We start from the raw sequence: 15,885 nt of genomic DNA on the forward strand, positions 1-15,885 counted from the left end.
AACCCGAAGGGCTGGGCATCTTTCCGCCAGGATCAAAGGCGATCGGCTCGGACGTACCAAGAGGTATGCCCTTCGCCAATCGCCTCTGCCCTGACGAAAACCTGCTCCGGCAGAATGCTTCAATCTGACCAGGAAAGGCTCTAAAAATGCGGTTCGCGGCAATTGCGGATATCCACGGCAACCATCTGGCGTTGGAGGCGGTGCTTGCGGATATTCGTGCGCAGGGCATCGATGAGATCGTCAATCTCGGCGATTTCTTCAGCGGACCGCTCGAGGCGGGCAAGACGGCAGACCTGCTGATGCCGCTTAGCCTGACCTCGGTTCGCGGCAATCACGACCGCTACCTCATCGAACAGGATCCGGCTTCCATGCATGCCTCGGATGCCGCCGCCTATCGGCAATTGTCGTCGTCGCATCTCGATTGGGTGCGTAGCCTGCCGTTCGATACCGTCTATCGCGGCGAGGTCTATCTCTGCCATGCGACGCCGAAGGACGACAATCTCTACTGGCTGGAATCGGTTTCCCCGGAGGGCTTCGTCTTTCTGAAGCCGATCGAAGCGATCGAGGCGCTGGCGGAGGGCGTCGACCTGCCGCTGATCCTCTGCGGCCACAGTCACATTCCCCGAGCTATCATGCTTTCCGACGGCCGCCTCATCGTCAATCCCGGCAGCGTCGGCTGCCCGGCCTATGACGACGAAATGCCCTATTACCACAAGGTGGAGGCCGGTCATCCGCTGGCCAGCTATGCCATTCTGGAAAAGACGGCGGCCGGATGGACATGGCAGTTCCGAGCCGTCGCCTATGACCATAAGGCGATGTCGGCACTGGCCGCCGAAAGGGGCCGTGCCGACTGGGCAGGCGCGCTGGCAGCGGGTTGGGTGAGATAGAGCACGATGCCGAAAAGTGTGAACGGCTTTCGGCATCATGCGCTAACTATTTAATTTAGAACAGGATTCAGATTTTAGGCCGAAACCGGCCTGATCTAGTCCAGACCCGTCAGCGCGGCGATCATTTCTCCTTTGGTGCCGGGGGGACGATCGGCTTTGCCGGGGCTGCAGCCGGTGTTGCCGGCTTTACCGGGGCTGCGGCAGGCATTGCCGGTCTTGCCGGTTTTGCGCCATCGAGATTTCCAAGGAGGGACGAGATGGCGTCGTCGCCCTCGAAGCCGGCCTCCTTCAACAATTTGTCGAGGATCGGTTTGTTGGCCTGATAGGAGAGGAGCTGGCCTGCCAGTCCTTCGCCGAGGCCGATGCCGGTTCCTCCGGTCGCGCCGTTTCCGCGGCCGAGCATGCCGCCGGTATCGAAGATCCTGATATCGGAGATCTTCTCGATCGGCTTGACCGCCTCGGCGAGCGCCTCGGGAATGATGCGGATACGCTCGCGGGTGATCTCGAACTCGATGATGGCAGCGCTCAACTTGTTGCGGGCGTCGTTAAGCAATGCCTCGCTCTCGGCGGCGGCCTTGCCGGTTTCGAGAATACCCTTGGCCTTGATGATCGCCGCATCCGCTTCGGCGGTCGCGAGCGTCTTGATGGCCTCGGCCTGATCGCTTGCCGCCTGTTTTTCTGCCTCGGCGCCGACGGTGACGGCGGTTGCTTCCGTCTCGGCTTTCTTGCGCGCGTCGATCACGGCAATCTGCCTTTCGCGTTCGGCGATCTCGATCGCCTTGGCGGTGCCGACCTTTTCCTCTGCCGCGATCGCCAGCGCGCGAGCCGCTTCCGCAGCCGCCTTCGCTTCGGATTCTTCGCGGCTCTTGTTGGCAACGGCGATGGCGCTTTCCTGCGCCACGATCTGCAGGTCACGCTTGGCTTCGGTGTCGCGCTGCTGGACGGCACGGGCCGAATCGATGTTGGCGCTTTCGCGGGCCTGCTTGGCGGACGCCTCGCGTTCGGCGATCGCCTGTTCGGAAGCGATGCGGGCTTCCTCCTCGGCGCGTTTTGCGGCTTGTTCCTGCTGCGCGGTTTCGGCGCGTGTCGCCGCGGATTTGTTGGCGATGTCGCGTTCCTGGCTGAGCTCGGCTTCCCGTTTGGTCCGCTCGATGGTCAGCGATTGCTGGCGGGCCTCGAGATCCTTCTGGGCGATGGCGACTTCGGTATCGCGAACGATCTCGTTTCGCTCCTTCTTGCGTCCCTCGGTGATACGGGTCAATGCGGCGAGACCTTGCGCATCGAAGAAGTTGTTGGCGTTGAAATGCTTGATGTCGGTCTGGTCGAGGCGTGTCAGGGACACGGATTCGAGCTCGAGGCCGTTCGACTGGAGATCGGCGCCGACGGCTTCCTGCACGGCCTTGACGAAATCCATGCGCTGTTCCTGCAGCGCGTCGAGGTTCATCGTCGCGGCCACCGAGCGAAGGCCGTCGACGAATTTCGCTTCGATCAGGATGCGAAGCGCCTCGGCATCATTGGTCCGGTTGCCGAGCGTCTGGGCGGCAAGCGCAATCGAGGAGGCATCGGGTTTTACGCGCACATAGAACTCGGCGCCGATATCGACGCGCATGCGGTCCTTGGTGATCAACGCATCACCTTCACCGCGGCGAACCTCGAGCCGCAGCGTCTTCAAATTGACCCTGGCGATCGAGTGGAAGATCGGCAGGACGACCGAACCGCCGTCGAGCACGACCTTCTGGCCACCGAGGCCGGTGCGCACATAGGCCTCATCGCGGCTGGAGCGTGTGTAAAGAGAGGCGAGGACAAAACCGATGCCGAAGATCAGAACAATCCCAATGCCGGCTGGTAGAATAACGTCGTATATCATTGCTGGTCCCTCAAAGATTGATTGTCCGCATCGGTCGGGTCGGCCAGTGCGGGAATGGCGATAAATACATCTGCCGTGCGGTCGACGAGGAGAACCTTGGTGCCGACCTTCAGAGGCTCCTGATCTCTGGCGGCCTTGGCTCTCAGCACGTGCCAGTTTCCATGCTGGTCCTTGACGCGGACGCGTCCTGGCAGCCCCTGATCGAGCGGGCCGAGCGACACTTCGGCGGTCCGGCCGATGAGCGCGTCGAGATCGACGGCATAGGTCTCGTCATGCGGCACGAGCCGCGCCACGGTCCTGCTCGACGCCCTGACCATGGGGATGGCAACCAAGATGGCGGGAAGAGCGGCGACGGTGGCGGGAAGCGGTGCCCAGAAGGCATTGGCGACGGCCTGTATGGCAAAGCCCGTCATGGCGAAGAAGCCGAGCGCCAGCATGATGAGGATGAGCAGGGGAACACCGCCGAGATTGAGCCAGGACAGGTAGCCCGCAAACCCGTCATGGCCATGGAAATCCGGTTTTCCTAGAAATTCCATGATCGAAAAACCCATGACGGTCGCGAGCATCTCGATCGCGGTCAGGCCGGCGAGGACCGCGGCGGCGATGGCGAAGGGGGCACATTCGGGGGCGAAGAGAAGTGCCATCGCCGTTACCGGTTATCCGCCTTGAAGCGTGCGAGGCGCGCTTCGATCGCCTGTTCGCGGTGCAAGCGGTCGAGCTCGTCCAGCTCCGAACTATGGGCGTGCTCGCCTGATGGAACACCGGTCAGCCGCGACACCGCCGCCGCAGCCCGGGCAGCATCGGCGCCCGGCGCGGGCCGGCTGTGACCTGCTGCGGCGTCTTCGGGATGCCTGGCGATGCTGCGCTTGAAATCGGCAAGGCGGGCGTCCGCCTCGCGGCGCGTGGCGAGCACGGCCTGAAGGGCTTTCTGGCCCTCGTCCAGCTGCTCCCTGGCATCGGCCAACGCCTTGTCGAGCGCCGCGATCTGGGATTCGAGATCGATCTGCCGGGCGACGCCGGCCTTTGCCAGATCATCGCGCCCGGAAGAGACGGCGAGGCGGATCTTCGCGTCGAGCGCGTTCATGTCTCCGACGATCTCGTCCTTGCGGCTCTGGATGCGATATTCCTCGGCACGCGCCTTGCCGAGATCGGTGCGGGCCTCATCCGCTGCCGCATCGATCTCGCGGATCGCCTGTTCGATGACGGCGATCTTGTTGACGCCTTCCGCCTTGTCGACCGCCGCATTCGCGATGCCCGCGATCAGGCGGCCCATGCGGGAAAGAATGCCTTCATTCGTCATGTTTTCCTCCATCCGAGCGGAATTCGGCGTGACGCCGATGTGAATCTCGTAACGATCCTGGCCGGCCACAAGATAGGCCGGAAAAATACTCTCCCATCCCCTGGAATAGCCCGCGACATCGAAGGGTACGGCAACGCGCCCGTGCACTGTGGCGATCGTCAGATCCGCGGGGCCTTTGATGGCGAAAAGCTTGTCGTCGAGCGGCAGAAACGGGGGATCGGCACTCGCGCCACGATTGGCGGCGAAATCGCGAAGGCCGAGTGTCACCAGCCGCGCCGGCAGCCCCGTCTGCTCGCGGACGGTTTCATAGGCAAGTTCATGCAGGAGGACGAGATTGGCGCCCGCCCTGTCGTCGATGCGTTCGTTCAGGATGTCGATCATCCTGCGATAGGCGGCAAGAGTATCGTCCAGCGCCTGCCGGGCCTGTTCATCAGGCGCCAGCGTGTAGCGCAGCAGCGATAGGTGCGGTGTCTTGCCTGTGTTCGCCATAGGATAAAACATAAAGCACCGCTTTGGTGCTTTCAAGGGGTTGTGCTAAAATACAACCTAAGCTTAACATGGCGTTAGAAGGAGAGGCAGCGTCCTATCGGGCGGCGGTATGCGCCTCGCGAATACCGGCGCTGATACGGTTGATGATGGTCCATATGAGAAGGAGAGCCACAACCGCCCAGAGCCACGAAGTCCATGCTGCAAACGTACCGCCAACCGCGACAAAGATGCCGAGCGCGCCGAAAAGCACCGCGCGGTCGCTCTTGCCCAGCGGCCCGTCGTAACGCCGGCTTGCCCCGACCGTTTGACCCAGAACGCCGGCAAATTCCGTCAGCGCCGAGAGGAATATGACTGATAACGCCGGCACCAAGCCGTTCGGATCGATGAGCGCAAACGGCAAATACAGGGCGACATCCGACACGACATCACCGATCTCGTTCAGATAGGCGCCTAAAATGCTCTTCTGCCCATGTTCGCGCGCGAGCATGCCGTCGATGGCGTTGAGGCCCATGCGCAGGAGAAACCATACCGGCACCAGCAGGAACCAGTGCGGAAGCGGGGCGACGCTCAGAAAAAGGCCCAATGCAACCGAGACGGCGGCGGCAACTGAAGTCACCTGATTGGCGGTGACGCCTCGCGCCGCGAGGGAGCGCACCAGAGGGCGAAGAATATTCTGAAATCGGGACTTCAATTGATAAACAGACATGCTACCTCATTGGAATTTCGTGGCATTTGAACAGTCTATGCCGGCTCGGGCAGTGCAGATCGTCGCAGCTGTGAGGAAGGCCGCACTTCATATCGGTTCATGCAAAGGACTTACATTTGCAACTAGACTTTTGCAATGAAAGCAAATCACTGTGCTCGCCAATGGATGCAACCTATCCACCCATCAGAATTGGAGAAGAGCGTGCTGCAAACTGCCGATAGTGGGCAACCGTCCTCGACGGCCAGACCAATGCATGAATCAGAATTCGCATCGCATGATGGCACTCGGCTGTTTTATCGGGCGTGGCCTTCGACGAGCGCTGCACCGAAGGGCGTGATCATTCTTCTCCATCGCGGCCACGAGCATAGTGGCCGCGTCGCTCATCTCGCCACCGAACTCGGTCTCGATGATTTTTCCTTCTACGCCTGGGACGCACGCGGCCATGGGCGTTCACCGGGAGAGCGCGGCTATTCTCCATCCTTTGCTGCCTCGGCGCATGATCTCGATTGCTTCGTCCGCCATGTCAGCGAGACAAGCGGTACTTCAGTCGAAGACATCGCCGTCATTGCGCAGAGTGTCGGCGCGGTCCTCGCCAGCACCTGGGTGCACGACTATGCGCCGCCGATCCGTGCGCTCGTGCTTGCCTCGCCGGCCTTCAGCGTCAAGCTCTACGTGCCTTTTGCCAAAGAAGGCATCGCGTTCTGGGAAAAGCTCAAAGGTACATTCTTCGTCAATTCCTATGTCAAGGCGAGGTTCCTGACGCATGATCCCGAGCGCATCGCCTCCTACGAAACCGACCCATTGATATCTAGGCCGATTGCCTCCAACATGCTGGTGCAGCTCTATGAGGCGGCAGCCCGCGTCGTCGGCGACGCCCGCGCCATCACCGTCCCGACCCAACTGCTGATCTCCGGCAGCGACTGGGTGGTGCGACAGGCGCCGCAGCACCGGTTTTACGAAAACCTCGGCAGCCGGATCAAGGAACGGCATGTGCTTGCCGGCTTCTACCATGATACGCTTGGCGAAAAGGACCGCGCGATTGCGCTCGCCGAGGTCCGCCGTTTTATAGATGCGCGTTTTGCCGAGCCCCGGGCACCTGCCGACCTTCGCAACGCCCATATCCAGGGCTATACAAAGGACGAGGCCGACCGGCTTGCGAGCCCGCTGGACGCGACATCCCCACGTGGCATCTACTGGGCGCTCAGCCGCCTCAACATCAAGATCGGCGCCTTGGTGTCCGAGGGCATCAAGACCGGGGTCAAGACCGGCTTTGATTCCGGCTCGACGCTCGACTACGTCTACGAGAACAAGCCGCGCGGGCTCGGTCCCGGCGGGCGTTTGATCGACAAGGTGTTCCTCGAGGCGATCGGCTGGCGCGGTATCAGGCAGCGAAAGCTGCACTTGCAGGAGCTGATCGACCGCGCGCTGCAGCGCCTGAAAGCAGCCGGCCGCAGCACCCATATGCTCGACATAGCGGCCGGGCACGGCCGTTATGTGCTTGATGCGATCGAGGCGGCTGCCGTGCGTCCCGACAGTGCGCGGCTGCAGGACTATTCCCCCATTAACGTCGATGCCGGCCGCAACAGCATTGCCGCACGTGGACTGGGCGATTTCGTCAACTTCCGCCAGCAGGATGCCTTTGATGGCGAGGGGCTGGCAGCAACCACGCCGGCTCCGGATCTCGCGATCGTCTCCGGCCTTTACGAGCTGTTTTCCGACAATGCGATGATCGCCGCTTCCCTCAACGGGATCGCCCGCGCGATGCGGCCCGGTGGTCTGCTAGTCTACACCAACCAGCCATGGCATCCACAATTGGAGATGATTGCCCGCGCCCTGACCTCCCACCGCGGCGGCGAGGCGTGGGTGATGCGGCGGCGGACGCAAGAGGAAATGGACCAACTGGTCGCCGCAGCCGGTTTCCGCAAGATCGAACAGCGCATCGACCAGTGGGGCATTTTCACTGTCTCGTTGGCCGAGCGAGTTTGAGGGCAAAGCGTGGAGAAGGCACGTTCACCTTTTTCCCGGGCAGCACCGGTCCAGAAGCGGGCGGCGCTCTGGCTCGCCTTCCTGGGACCGTTCTTCTATCTGAGCTATGGCGGCGCCAATTGGCTGGCGTCGCAGCGCGCTCATGTGCCGAACGTCGCCTTCGCATGGGAAAGCGCCATTCCGTTCCTCGGATGGACGATCATTCCCTATTGGTCGATCAATCTGTTCTATGCACTCTGCCTGTTCATCAACACGACGCCGCGCGGTGTGGATATGCTGGCGAGGCGTTATCTAACGATCCAGATAATAGCCGTCGCCTGCTTTGTCGCGTTTCCGCTTGAAGCGACCTTCGTGCGGCCGGCAACGAGCGGCCTGCCCGGTTTCATGTTCGCCGTGCTCGGCGGCTTCGATAAGCCGTTCAACCAGGCGCCGTCGCTGCATATCGCGCTCCTGGTTGTGATCTGGGACCATCTGCGCGGCCGGCTGCCGCGCAAGGCACGGCTTCTGTGGCACTTCTGGTGCCTCCTGATCGGTGCCTCCGTGCTGACCACGTGGCAGCATCACGTCATCGACATACCGACCGGCATGCTGCTCGGCCTGTTTGCCGCCTGGCTTTTTCCGCGCGATGCCGGTTCGCCTCTCGCGAATTTTGCGATGAGCGGCGATCCGAAGTCGCGTCGCCTCGGCATCTATTATCTATGCGGCGCCATCGCATTTCTCGGCCTTGCAACGCTCTGCACGCCTCTATCGGCCGCGGCCCTGCTGTTGCTCTGGCCGGCTGTTGCGCTGGCGATCGTCTCGCTCGGATATCTCGGCGCCGGCCCGCAGATATTCCAGAAACGCGTCGATGGCCGGGCCACCCTTGCCAGCCGCTGGCTGCTAGCACCCTACCGGCTCGGCGCTCACATCAATATTTGGCTCTGGACCCGGGGAATGCCGGCGTCGGTGGCGATCGCCGACGGCGTCCATCTCGGTCGTTTTCCGCGTCGCTACGAGGCCGACCGTTTTGCCACGGTGATCGACATTACCGGCGAACTTCAGCGCCCCGGCGCGACACGCGCGCGCTGGTGCAGCTTTCCCACCCTTGATCTTACCGCCCTCGACAAGATCCAGACGCTCGCCGCGGCGAACCTCGTCGAGGCTGCGCGCGAGCAGGGACCGGTTCTCGTCTGCTGTGCGCTAGGTTTCCAGCGGAGCGCTTGCGTCATCGTGCGTTGGCTGCTCATCAGCCGACGTTGCGAAGATCCGGCCGAAGCAGTGCGGCTGATCGAACGGGCGGGGCGGCGTGTTCATCTGCCCGCGGAAAGTATCCATGCCGTGACGGAGGGCGTGCAATGACGCAGTGGAATAGCACGGCCTCGGCGGCGGCGCGAAATCTCGGCCGTAATTCGATCTTCTGCGGGCTGACGGCACTGTTGCCACTAATTGTCGGCCCGATCACTGCCGAATATCGAGGCTTCGTTCCACAGCTCGGCTGGCTCTTGATGCTGGTTTTCTGCGTGATTGTTCTTGCGCTGGCGATCCATCTTCTCTTCGATGCGCTGTTGTTTCGCCTCGCGGCGAGCCACGAGACCGAGACGGCCGGTCTTGCTGCCGTCGACGACCTGTTGTCCCGCATGCGGCTTCGCAAGCCTGACGGGACACCGTCTGGGCTCGAGAGGCGGATTGCCGGATCGCGTCGCATCGTCTGGCGGCAGCGTTTTGCGCTCGCCATCTGTCTCGTGATTTTCGCGATCCTGGTGCTCGATGCGACCGATGGGCAGCCGCTCTGCTGAATACGACGGCAGGCGATTGATGCAAGCGCTCCGGCACGTGTCCGGCAGGTCTTGCGCGCGCCAATCGCGACGGCGATTCCGGGATCCGTGACCCTTCTAGAGCAATTCCAGGAAAAGTGCGAAGCGGTATTCCGTCCGGAATTGCGTCAAAACAAGAGCTTAGAGCGGTTTTGCGTTTCCATGAAAAGTTGAACCGCTCTCAGCTGGCTTCTCCAGCAGCTTCACTGCCGTCCGTCGATGATCGACGAATTCACGTCGTTGATGTCGCGCTTGCCGCAGAGCGCCATGGTGATGTCCATCTCCTTGCGGATGATGCCGAGCGCCAGCGACACGCCTTCCTTGCCCATGGCGCCGAGGCCGTAGAGGAAGGGGCGGCCGATATAGGTGCCTTTGGCGCCGAGCGCCACGGCCTTCAGCACGTCCTGGCCAGAGCGGATGCCGCCGTCGAGATGGACCTCGATACGGTCGCCGACGGCGTCGACGATCTTCGGCAGCATGCTGATCGAGGAGGAGGCGCCGTCTAGCTGCCGACCGCCATGATTGGAGACGACGATCGCATCGGCACCGGTATCGGCGGCTGCCTTCGCATCCTCCGGATCGAGTATGCCCTTGATGATCAGCGGTCCGCCCCATTGTTCCTTGATCCAGGCGACATCCGCCCAAGACAGCCGCGGATCGAACTGTTCGGCCGTCCAGGAGGAGAGGGACGAGAGGTCGGAAACATTCTTCGCATGGCCGACGATATTGCCGAAGGTGCGGCGCTTGGTCTGCAGCATCTCAAGGCACCAGAAGGGCCGGGTCGCCATCTGCCAGATATGCTTCGGCGTGAATTTCGGCGGCGCCGACAGGCCGTTGCGCAGATCCTTGTGGCGCTGGCCAAGGATCTGCAGATCGGCCGTCAGCACCAGCGCCGAGCATTTGGCCGCCTTGGCGCGGTTGATGAGGTTGAGGACGAAATCCTTGTCCCTCATCACGTAGAGCTGGAACCAGAAGGGGCGGGTCGTCACCGAAGCGACATCCTCGATCGAGCAGATGCTCATCGTCGAGAGCGTGAAGGGAACACCGAATTCTTCGGCGGCGCGCGCCGCCAGCATCTCGCCGTCGGCATGCTGCATGCCGGTCAGGCCCGTCGGCGCCAGAGCCACCGGCATCGACACTTTCTGGCCAACCATCGTCGTTGCCAGCGTGCGGTCGGTCATGTCGACCATCACCCGCTGGCGCAGCTTGATCTGACTGAAATCGCTCTCATTCGCCGCGTAGGTCGATTCCGTCCAGGCGCCCGAATCCGCATAGTCGAAGAACATCTTCGGCACGCGGCGCTGTGCGAGTTTTTTCAGGTCGGCGATGGTGAGCGGGGTGGCCATGAATTGAACCTTCACATCTGAATGCGGCCATCGGCCATAACATGAATTTGGCGGCAGTGTTATGGGAAATTGGCCGTGTGAGGCAGCTTTTCACGGACCGATTTCGAGAGCAACGGCGCGCGTTATCGAAGTCCCGCCTTCAGCGCCACACCTGCAACATAGGTCTCGGCAATCGCCCGGTCGTCGCCCATCGTCTGCAGCAGGAATAGCTCCTCGGGCAGCGTCTTCACCACCTCCATCTTCAGCGCCATGGCCGGTGTCGCCGTCGCATCGAGCACGACGAGATCGGCTTCGGTGCCAGGTTCCATGGTGCCGATCCGGTCTGTCAGCGACAGCGCTTCGGCATTGCCGCGCGTCATCAGGTAATAGCTTTCCAGCGGGTTCAGCCGTTCGCCAAGCAACTGCTGGATCTTATAGGCCTCGTCCATCGTCCTGAGCATCGAATAGCTGGAGCCGCCGCCGATATCGGTGGCGACGCCGATACGGACCGGCTTTTGGCGCCGCGCCAGCGCCTTCAGCGGAAACAGGCCCGAGCCGAGGAAGAGGTTCGAGGTCGGGCAGTGGACGGCGACGGCGCCCGCCTCGCTCATGGCATCGGCCTCGCGCTCGGACAGGTGGATGGCATGGCCGAAGAGGCTTTTCGGCCCGAGCAGGCCGTAGCGGGCATAGATGTCGGTATAATCGAGCGCCTCGGCATAAAGTTCGCAGGTGAATTTGATCTCGTCGTGGTTTTCCGAAAGATGCGTCTGGATGTGCAGGTCGGGAAATTCACGGGCCAGGGCCGATGTCGCTTCCATCTGCGCCGGTGTCGAGGTGATGGCGAAGCGCGGGGTAATGGCGACGTGATTGCGGCCCTTGCCGTGCCAGTCCGATATCACCTGGCGGGTTTCGTCATAGCCCATTTCGGGGGTGTCGAGCAGGCCCTGCGGGGCATTGCGGTCCATCATCACCTTGCCGCCGACCATGCGCATGTTGCGCTTCATCGCCTCGGCGAAGAAGGCGTCGGCCGAGGTCTTGTGCACGGAGCAATAGGCAACCGCCGTCGTCGTGCCGTGGCGGATCAGCTCGTCGTAGAAATGCACGGCGATCCTTTCAGCATGCCTGCTTTCGACGAAGCGGCATTCCTCGGGAAAAGTGTAGGTGTTCAGCCATTCGAGTAGGTTGGCGGCATAGGAGGCAATCACCTGCATCTGCGGAAAATGCAAGTGCATGTCGATGAAGCCAGGCATGATCAGATGCGGGCGGTGGTCGATCTCGGCCACATCAGCGGCTGCTTTTGCCTTGACATCGGCATAGGGGCCGATTGCCGAGATCAGCCCGTCCGTAATCAGCAGGCCGCCATCCTCCTCATAGAGATAGCTTTGGCTGTCGGTCAGGCTCAGCGGCGCGCGATGGAAGGACAGCAGGCGGCCGCGCAGGAGTGTCGTCGTCATTGTTTCTTGCCTTCGACTGCGCTTTCGAACCAGGCGACGAGCAGCTTGCGCTCGTCCGGCGTGATGTCGGTGATGTTGCCGGGCGGCATGGCATGGCTGCGGCCTGCCTGTATATAGATTTCACGGGCATGGGCGGCGATTTCGGCGTCGTTTTCAAGGATTACGCCCTTTGGCGGCCGCACGATGCCCTCATAGACCGGCTCGGCGGCGTGGCACATGGAACAGCGCGTCGAGACCAGTTGCTTGACGGCGGGAAAATGCGGGTCGCCGGCGAATTGCTGGAAGGCGGGCGCGACCGCTGCCGCATCCGTCTCGCCGGTCAGCAGCTTCGGCGCGGTCGAAAGCCACATGACCAGGATGAAGAGGATGACGGTGACGATCCAGGTCCAGGTCGGCCGGCCTTTCCTGGCATGCGTGGTGTTGAACCAGTGGCGGATGGTGACGCCCATCAGGAAGACCAGGGCGGCGATCACCCAGTTGAACTGCGTGCCAAAGGCCAGCGGATAGTGGTTCGACAGCATGAAGAAAATGACGGGCAGCGTCAGGTAGTTGTTGTGCAGCGAGCGCTGCTTGGCGATCTGCCCATATTTGGGGTCGGGCGTGCGCCCGGCGATGAGATCGGCGACGACGATCTTCTGGTTCGGGATGATGATCATGAAGACGTTGGCCGACATGATCGTTGCGGTGAAGGCGCCGAGATGCAGGAAGGCGGCGCGGCCGGTGAAAAGCTGCGTATAGCCCCAGGCCATGAAGACGAGGACGACATAGAGCAGCGCCATCAGCCCCCAAGTGTTGCGCCCAAGCGGGGATTTACAGAGCAGATCGTAGACGATCCAGCCGAGCGCCAGCGACGCCAGCGAGATCAGGATCGCGACGGGCGGGCTGATATCGAGCACGTGCCGGTCGATGAGGAAGAGGTCGGCGCCGCCGTAATAGACGATGCACAGCATCAGGAAGCCGGAAAGCCAGGTAAAATAGCTCTCATATTTGAACCAGGTCAGGTGCTCCGGCATCTGAGTCGGCGCCACCAGATATTTCTGGATATGATAGAAGCCGCCGCCATGGACCTGCCATTCCTCGCCATAGGCGCCGGGCGGCAGATGCGGGCGTTTCACCAGTCCGAGATCGAGCGCGATAAAATAAAAGGACGATCCGATCCAGGCGATCGCGGTAATGACATGAAACCAGCGCGCCGCGAAGGCGAACCATTCCCATGTTATGGCATATTCATACATCGAGTTCCCCTATCTTCCTCCGACTCGTGACATTGCGGAAATTTTGGCGGGGAGGGAAGAGGAGATTGAAGGACTGCACACCCACAGCGGTTCGTGCTGCCAAAGGAGCAAGGGAATGATCACCGCGCCCGTCTTCGGCGCCCCACTGATGATTTCCGGCGGTTTTGCCGAAGCGGCCGATCACGGTCGTATCGCCGATCTGCTGTCGCGTGCCTAAAAGCTGCCGAGAAGACTGTGCATTATCCCCGGCTTATACTGTGCCTGCTAAAATAGCAGGCCTTGAACTACGACGACTCGATTACAATTATTTTTGCAGGCCGCCGGAATAAAATAAGAACCGTTGGATCATCGGCGGCGCATTCATCGACGGAGAAGATGCCCATGCGCAGCATTCTGACGTGTGTGATGATTGCGTATGCGTCGTTGGCGACGGCCCACGACGCACCTTCGGGGTGGAGTTATGACCCCTATTGTTGCAACGGCGACAGTCATAATGGCGATTGCCAGATGATCCCTTCGAAAAGCGTGGCGGTGACGCCGGGCGGATATCGGGTGACGTTGATGCCTGGCGACCACCGGTTGGTCACGCATGCTCATGTCTTCCTGCTGCCGATGACGAAGGCGATGCAATCCGGCGATAACGACTATCATCTCTGTCTGTTCCCGAACGAGGATACGCCGCGCTGTTTTTATGCGCCGGAAATGGGATATTGAAGGCGGACCACAGCGCCGGACCCGGCTCGCGAACCGGGTCCGGCATGGCGTCGTCAGAAAATCACCGCACAATTCAGGCGGCGTGCATCAATTTCCGGCTGCCTTCATCTCCTCGAGGATCCAGTTGCGGAAGGCCTTGATCTTCGGCACGTTGCGACGGTTTTCGGGGTAGGCGAGCCAGTAGGCCTTGCCGTCGCTGCGGGTCAGTTCGAAGGGCTGGTAGAGCCGGCCGAGCGTGATCTCGGCCTCATAGAAGGCCGGATGGAGGATGGCGACGCCATGGCCGGCGATGGCCGCATCGGCTTCCACGGCCTGGGAGCCAAGCTGGTTGCGCGGGCGCCGATCGAGATCCGTCTCCGTGACGCCGGCTGCCTCGAACCATTGTTTCCACCAGATATCGCCGGCGTCGAAGAGATCGAGCTTCAGGAGATCGCGCGGCTCCTTGATGCCGCCGGCCGCTTCCGCCAGCTTCGGGCTCAGCATCGGCGTGAACTCCAGCCCCATCAGCCGGTGCAGCGTCAGCCCCGGCCAGTTGCCGTCGCCCCAGCGGATGCCGACATCGATCTGCTCGCGGGTGAAATCGATGATGTCAGAGCTCGCCTGAAAGCGCACCGCGATCGCCGGATGCTTCAAGTGGAAAGAGCCGAGGCGCGGCGCCAGCCATTTCGAGGCGAAGGTATGGGTCGAGCTGATGGCGAGCGTGCCTTCGACGCTGTCGCGAGCCGTCGCCATCGCGTCGTGCAGCATGGCAAAGGCTTCGGTCACCTTCGGCGCCAGTCGCTCGCCGGTCTCCGTCAGCGCGATCTGGCGGGGACGGCGCAGGAAGAGCGGCTCGCCGACATTCTCCTCCAACAGCTTGATCTGGTAGCTAACGGCCGTCTGCGTCATACCGAGTTCGTCGCCTGCCTTGGTGAAACTTCCGAGCCGGGCAGCGGTCTCGAAGACGCGCAGCGCATTCAGTGGAAATTGTTTGGAAAGTTTCATGGATAAGTTCTCTTGATGCATGCAGACGGTCGTTCGATTGGAATTGCAGCATTTTTAGCTGCAAACTGCAACTCATACCATCAAACCATCGAGGTGATGTCATGGATTGCTATGCTATCGAACAGAGCCCGCCGCAGCCGACCATCGGAATTTTCCGGCGCATCGGCGGCCAGCTGGCGCGGATCTGGCGCATGCCCAGCCTCGATCTCGACACGGCGCCGGATCGCGTCAAGCGCGATCTCGGTTTCCTCGACGGGCGCGATCCCTACTGCGAGGACGAACGCATGCGGTAGACCGCAAGCGCCGTCAGGATTTCGGCGGCGGTCATGGCGGCGATCACCTCAGGGCGCTTGTCCCTGACCGCCGAGCCGCCGATCGGCAGCGTCAGGCGTTCTGTCCAGCCACGTTCTCCGCCGCCCTCGCGGGAAAGCCAGCTTACGAACGTGGCGCGCTTCGTCGCCGAGCCGATCATGCCGATATAGGCGAGGTCGGTCCGTTCCAGCGCCTCGCGGGCGATGAGGAAATCCAGCGCATGGTCGTGCGTCAGGATGACCAGCGCGCCGCCGGCCGCAACATCCTTCACCAGCGCTTCCGGCATCGGCACGAGCCGCGTCTTCGTTTCGGGAGGCAGGCTGGTGATTTCTTCCTGCCGCGTCTCGACGACCGTGATTGACAGCGGCAACGGCGCCAAGGCCGCGGCCAGCGCCCGACCGACATGGCCGGCACCGAAGAGATAGACCTCCGGCAGACACTCTATCTCGCCGGCAAGCCTGGCTTCGATGTCTTCGGTCACCGTTTGCGTCATCCGGCGAAACCGCAATTGCGTGCGCCCGCCGCAGCATTGGCCGATGTCAGGCCCGAGCGGGATATCCATGGTGGGCGTTCCGCCAGTTCCGGCCAATATCGCCCGTGCATTTGCGATTGCCATAAACTCGAACTGGCCGCCGCCGATCGTGCCCCAAAGTGCGGCTGGCGAGACGAGCATGAAGGTGCCGGCCTCACGCGGGGTGGAACCTTGTGTGGCGGTGATGTCGATGAGGATGCTGTCGGGATGGCCGGTGAGGAAGGTGGGTAGGTTGGTCATGGGAGGACAACCGATGGGTATGTGGCCGCGGCACCCCCCTCTGTCCTGCCGGACATCTCCC

The 15,885-nt window shown here is 61.9% G+C and carries 15 protein-coding genes and 1 pseudogene; 7 read left to right on the forward strand and 9 right to left on the reverse strand.

Annotated features, from left to right (window positions below; translation table 11 throughout):
* The first annotated feature begins 146 nt into the window (after positions 1-146).
* Positions 147-887 (forward strand): metallophosphoesterase family protein, encoded by a 741-nt coding sequence (locus ACMUVN_RS00525; RefSeq protein WP_097542049.1) that lies wholly within the window; start codon positions 147-149, stop codon positions 885-887.
* Between the two features lie 121 nt (positions 888-1,008).
* On the opposite strand, the gene ACMUVN_RS00530 is transcribed toward ACMUVN_RS00525, so the two are convergent.
* The 4 genes from ACMUVN_RS00530 to ACMUVN_RS00545 all read right to left on the reverse strand — a co-directional run bounded on the left by ACMUVN_RS00530 (position 1,009) and on the right by ACMUVN_RS00545 (position 5,249).
* Complete coding sequence (locus ACMUVN_RS00530) at positions 1,009-2,754, reverse strand: flotillin family protein (protein WP_097542050.1); 1,746 nt, start codon at positions 2,752-2,754, stop codon at positions 1,009-1,011.
* Positions 2,751-3,398, reverse strand: coding sequence for an OB-fold-containig protein (locus ACMUVN_RS00535; protein WP_414814778.1), 648 nt, complete (start codon positions 3,396-3,398; stop codon positions 2,751-2,753). The genes ACMUVN_RS00530 and ACMUVN_RS00535 overlap by 4 nt, the downstream gene beginning before the upstream one ends.
* A 5-nt stretch (positions 3,399-3,403) precedes the next feature.
* The gene (locus ACMUVN_RS00540) at positions 3,404-4,543 is read right to left on the reverse strand and encodes a PspA/IM30 family protein (protein ID WP_414814779.1); all 1,140 of its coding nucleotides are present in this window, start codon (positions 4,541-4,543) and stop codon (positions 3,404-3,406) included.
* A 94-nt stretch (positions 4,544-4,637) separates the two neighbouring features.
* Positions 4,638-5,249, reverse strand: a complete 612-nt coding sequence (locus ACMUVN_RS00545; RefSeq protein WP_063474479.1) for a CDP-alcohol phosphatidyltransferase family protein — start codon at positions 5,247-5,249, stop codon at positions 4,638-4,640.
* Positions 5,250-5,450: 201 nt separating this feature from the next.
* On the opposite strand from ACMUVN_RS00545, the gene ACMUVN_RS00550 reads away from it, so the two are divergent.
* The 3 genes from ACMUVN_RS00550 to ACMUVN_RS00560 are packed head-to-tail and all read left to right on the forward strand — an operon-like array spanning position 5,451 to position 9,010.
* Positions 5,451-7,235 carry a bifunctional alpha/beta hydrolase/class I SAM-dependent methyltransferase gene (locus tag ACMUVN_RS00550; RefSeq protein ID WP_414814780.1) on the forward strand — a complete coding sequence of 595 codons (1,785 nt, stop codon included), beginning with the start codon at positions 5,451-5,453 and terminating at the stop codon, positions 7,233-7,235.
* A gap of 9 nt (positions 7,236-7,244) precedes the next feature.
* Positions 7,245-8,573 (forward strand): phosphatase PAP2/dual specificity phosphatase family protein, encoded by a 1,329-nt coding sequence (locus tag ACMUVN_RS00555; RefSeq protein ID WP_063474481.1) that lies wholly within the window; start codon positions 7,245-7,247, stop codon positions 8,571-8,573.
* Entirely contained in the window at positions 8,570-9,010 is a 441-nt protein-coding gene (locus tag ACMUVN_RS00560) for a hypothetical protein (RefSeq protein WP_047611399.1), read from the forward strand. The genes ACMUVN_RS00555 and ACMUVN_RS00560 overlap by 4 nt, the downstream gene beginning before the upstream one ends.
* Before the next feature lie 221 nt (positions 9,011-9,231).
* Here the strand turns inward: ACMUVN_RS00560 and ACMUVN_RS00565 are convergent, their stop codons facing one another.
* The 3 genes from ACMUVN_RS00565 to puuD form a co-directional block, all read right to left on the reverse strand.
* Entirely contained in the window at positions 9,232-10,374 is a 1,143-nt protein-coding gene (locus tag ACMUVN_RS00565) for an alpha-hydroxy acid oxidase (RefSeq protein WP_047611796.1), read from the reverse strand.
* Between the two features lie 122 nt (positions 10,375-10,496).
* On the reverse strand, positions 10,497-11,807 hold the full coding sequence (guaD, locus tag ACMUVN_RS00570; protein WP_414814781.1) for a guanine deaminase: 1,311 nt from the start codon (positions 11,805-11,807) through the stop codon (positions 10,497-10,499).
* Positions 11,804-13,042, reverse strand: a complete 1,239-nt coding sequence (puuD, locus tag ACMUVN_RS00575; protein WP_414814782.1) for a urate hydroxylase PuuD — start codon at positions 13,040-13,042, stop codon at positions 11,804-11,806. The genes guaD and puuD overlap by 4 nt, the downstream gene beginning before the upstream one ends.
* A gap of 130 nt (positions 13,043-13,172) precedes the next feature.
* Between puuD and ACMUVN_RS00580 the strand changes: the two are divergent.
* A pseudogene (locus ACMUVN_RS00580) lies at positions 13,173-13,259 on the forward strand (peptidase E); the annotation flags it as partial.
* Positions 13,260-13,423: 164 nt separating this feature from the next.
* On the forward strand, positions 13,424-13,756 hold the full coding sequence (locus ACMUVN_RS00585; protein WP_018243137.1) for a hypothetical protein: 333 nt from the start codon (positions 13,424-13,426) through the stop codon (positions 13,754-13,756).
* Between the two features lie 87 nt (positions 13,757-13,843).
* Here ACMUVN_RS00585 and ACMUVN_RS00590 read toward each other — a convergent pair whose 3' ends face one another.
* Positions 13,844-14,740 (reverse strand): LysR substrate-binding domain-containing protein, encoded by an 897-nt coding sequence (locus ACMUVN_RS00590; protein WP_063474487.1) that lies wholly within the window; start codon positions 14,738-14,740, stop codon positions 13,844-13,846.
* Positions 14,741-14,841: 101 nt separating this feature from the next.
* Here ACMUVN_RS00590 and ACMUVN_RS00595 point away from each other — a divergent pair, with 101 nt between their 5' ends.
* The gene (locus tag ACMUVN_RS00595; protein ID WP_047611388.1) at positions 14,842-15,033 is read left to right on the forward strand and encodes a hypothetical protein; all 192 of its coding nucleotides are present in this window, start codon (positions 14,842-14,844) and stop codon (positions 15,031-15,033) included.
* On the opposite strand, the gene xdhC is transcribed toward ACMUVN_RS00595, so the two are convergent.
* Entirely contained in the window at positions 15,006-15,824 is an 819-nt protein-coding gene (xdhC, locus tag ACMUVN_RS00600) for a xanthine dehydrogenase accessory protein XdhC (RefSeq protein WP_414814783.1), read from the reverse strand. The two genes, ACMUVN_RS00595 and xdhC, sit on opposite strands and share 28 nt — an antisense overlap.
* Between the last annotated feature and the right edge of the window lie 61 nt (positions 15,825-15,885).

The sequence above is a fragment of the Rhizobium sp. IY2 genome, from assembly GCF_047532935.1.
GTDB lineage: Bacteria > Pseudomonadota > Alphaproteobacteria > Rhizobiales > Rhizobiaceae > Rhizobium > Rhizobium anhuiense.

Bases quoted from the DNA above. Each gene is read 5' to 3' on its own strand.
- ACMUVN_RS00540 (WP_414814779.1), bottom strand. From the start codon at position 4,543: ATGGCGAACACAGGCAAGACACCGCACCTATCGCTGCTGCGCTACACG.
- ACMUVN_RS00545 (WP_063474479.1), bottom strand. From the start codon at position 5,249: ATGTCTGTTTATCAATTGAAGTCCCGATTTCAGAATATTCTTCGCCCT.
- guaD (WP_414814781.1), bottom strand. From the start codon at position 11,807: ATGACGACGACACTCCTGCGCGGCCGCCTGCTGTCCTTCCATCGCGCG.
- ACMUVN_RS00565 (WP_047611796.1), bottom strand. From the start codon at position 10,374: ATGGCCACCCCGCTCACCATCGCCGACCTGAAAAAACTCGCACAGCGC.
- ACMUVN_RS00525 (WP_097542049.1), top strand. From the start codon at position 147: ATGCGGTTCGCGGCAATTGCGGATATCCACGGCAACCATCTGGCGTTG.
- xdhC (WP_414814783.1), bottom strand. From the start codon at position 15,824: ATGACCAACCTACCCACCTTCCTCACCGGCCATCCCGACAGCATCCTC.
- ACMUVN_RS00530 (WP_097542050.1), bottom strand. From the start codon at position 2,754: ATGATATACGACGTTATTCTACCAGCCGGCATTGGGATTGTTCTGATC.
- ACMUVN_RS00590 (WP_063474487.1), bottom strand. From the start codon at position 14,740: ATGAAACTTTCCAAACAATTTCCACTGAATGCGCTGCGCGTCTTCGAG.
- ACMUVN_RS00585 (WP_018243137.1), top strand. From the start codon at position 13,424: ATGCGCAGCATTCTGACGTGTGTGATGATTGCGTATGCGTCGTTGGCG.
- ACMUVN_RS00595 (WP_047611388.1), top strand. From the start codon at position 14,842: ATGGATTGCTATGCTATCGAACAGAGCCCGCCGCAGCCGACCATCGGA.
- ACMUVN_RS00560 (WP_047611399.1), top strand. From the start codon at position 8,570: ATGACGCAGTGGAATAGCACGGCCTCGGCGGCGGCGCGAAATCTCGGC.
- ACMUVN_RS00535 (WP_414814778.1), bottom strand. From the start codon at position 3,398: ATGGCACTTCTCTTCGCCCCCGAATGTGCCCCCTTCGCCATCGCCGCC.
- puuD (WP_414814782.1), bottom strand. From the start codon at position 13,042: ATGTATGAATATGCCATAACATGGGAATGGTTCGCCTTCGCGGCGCGC.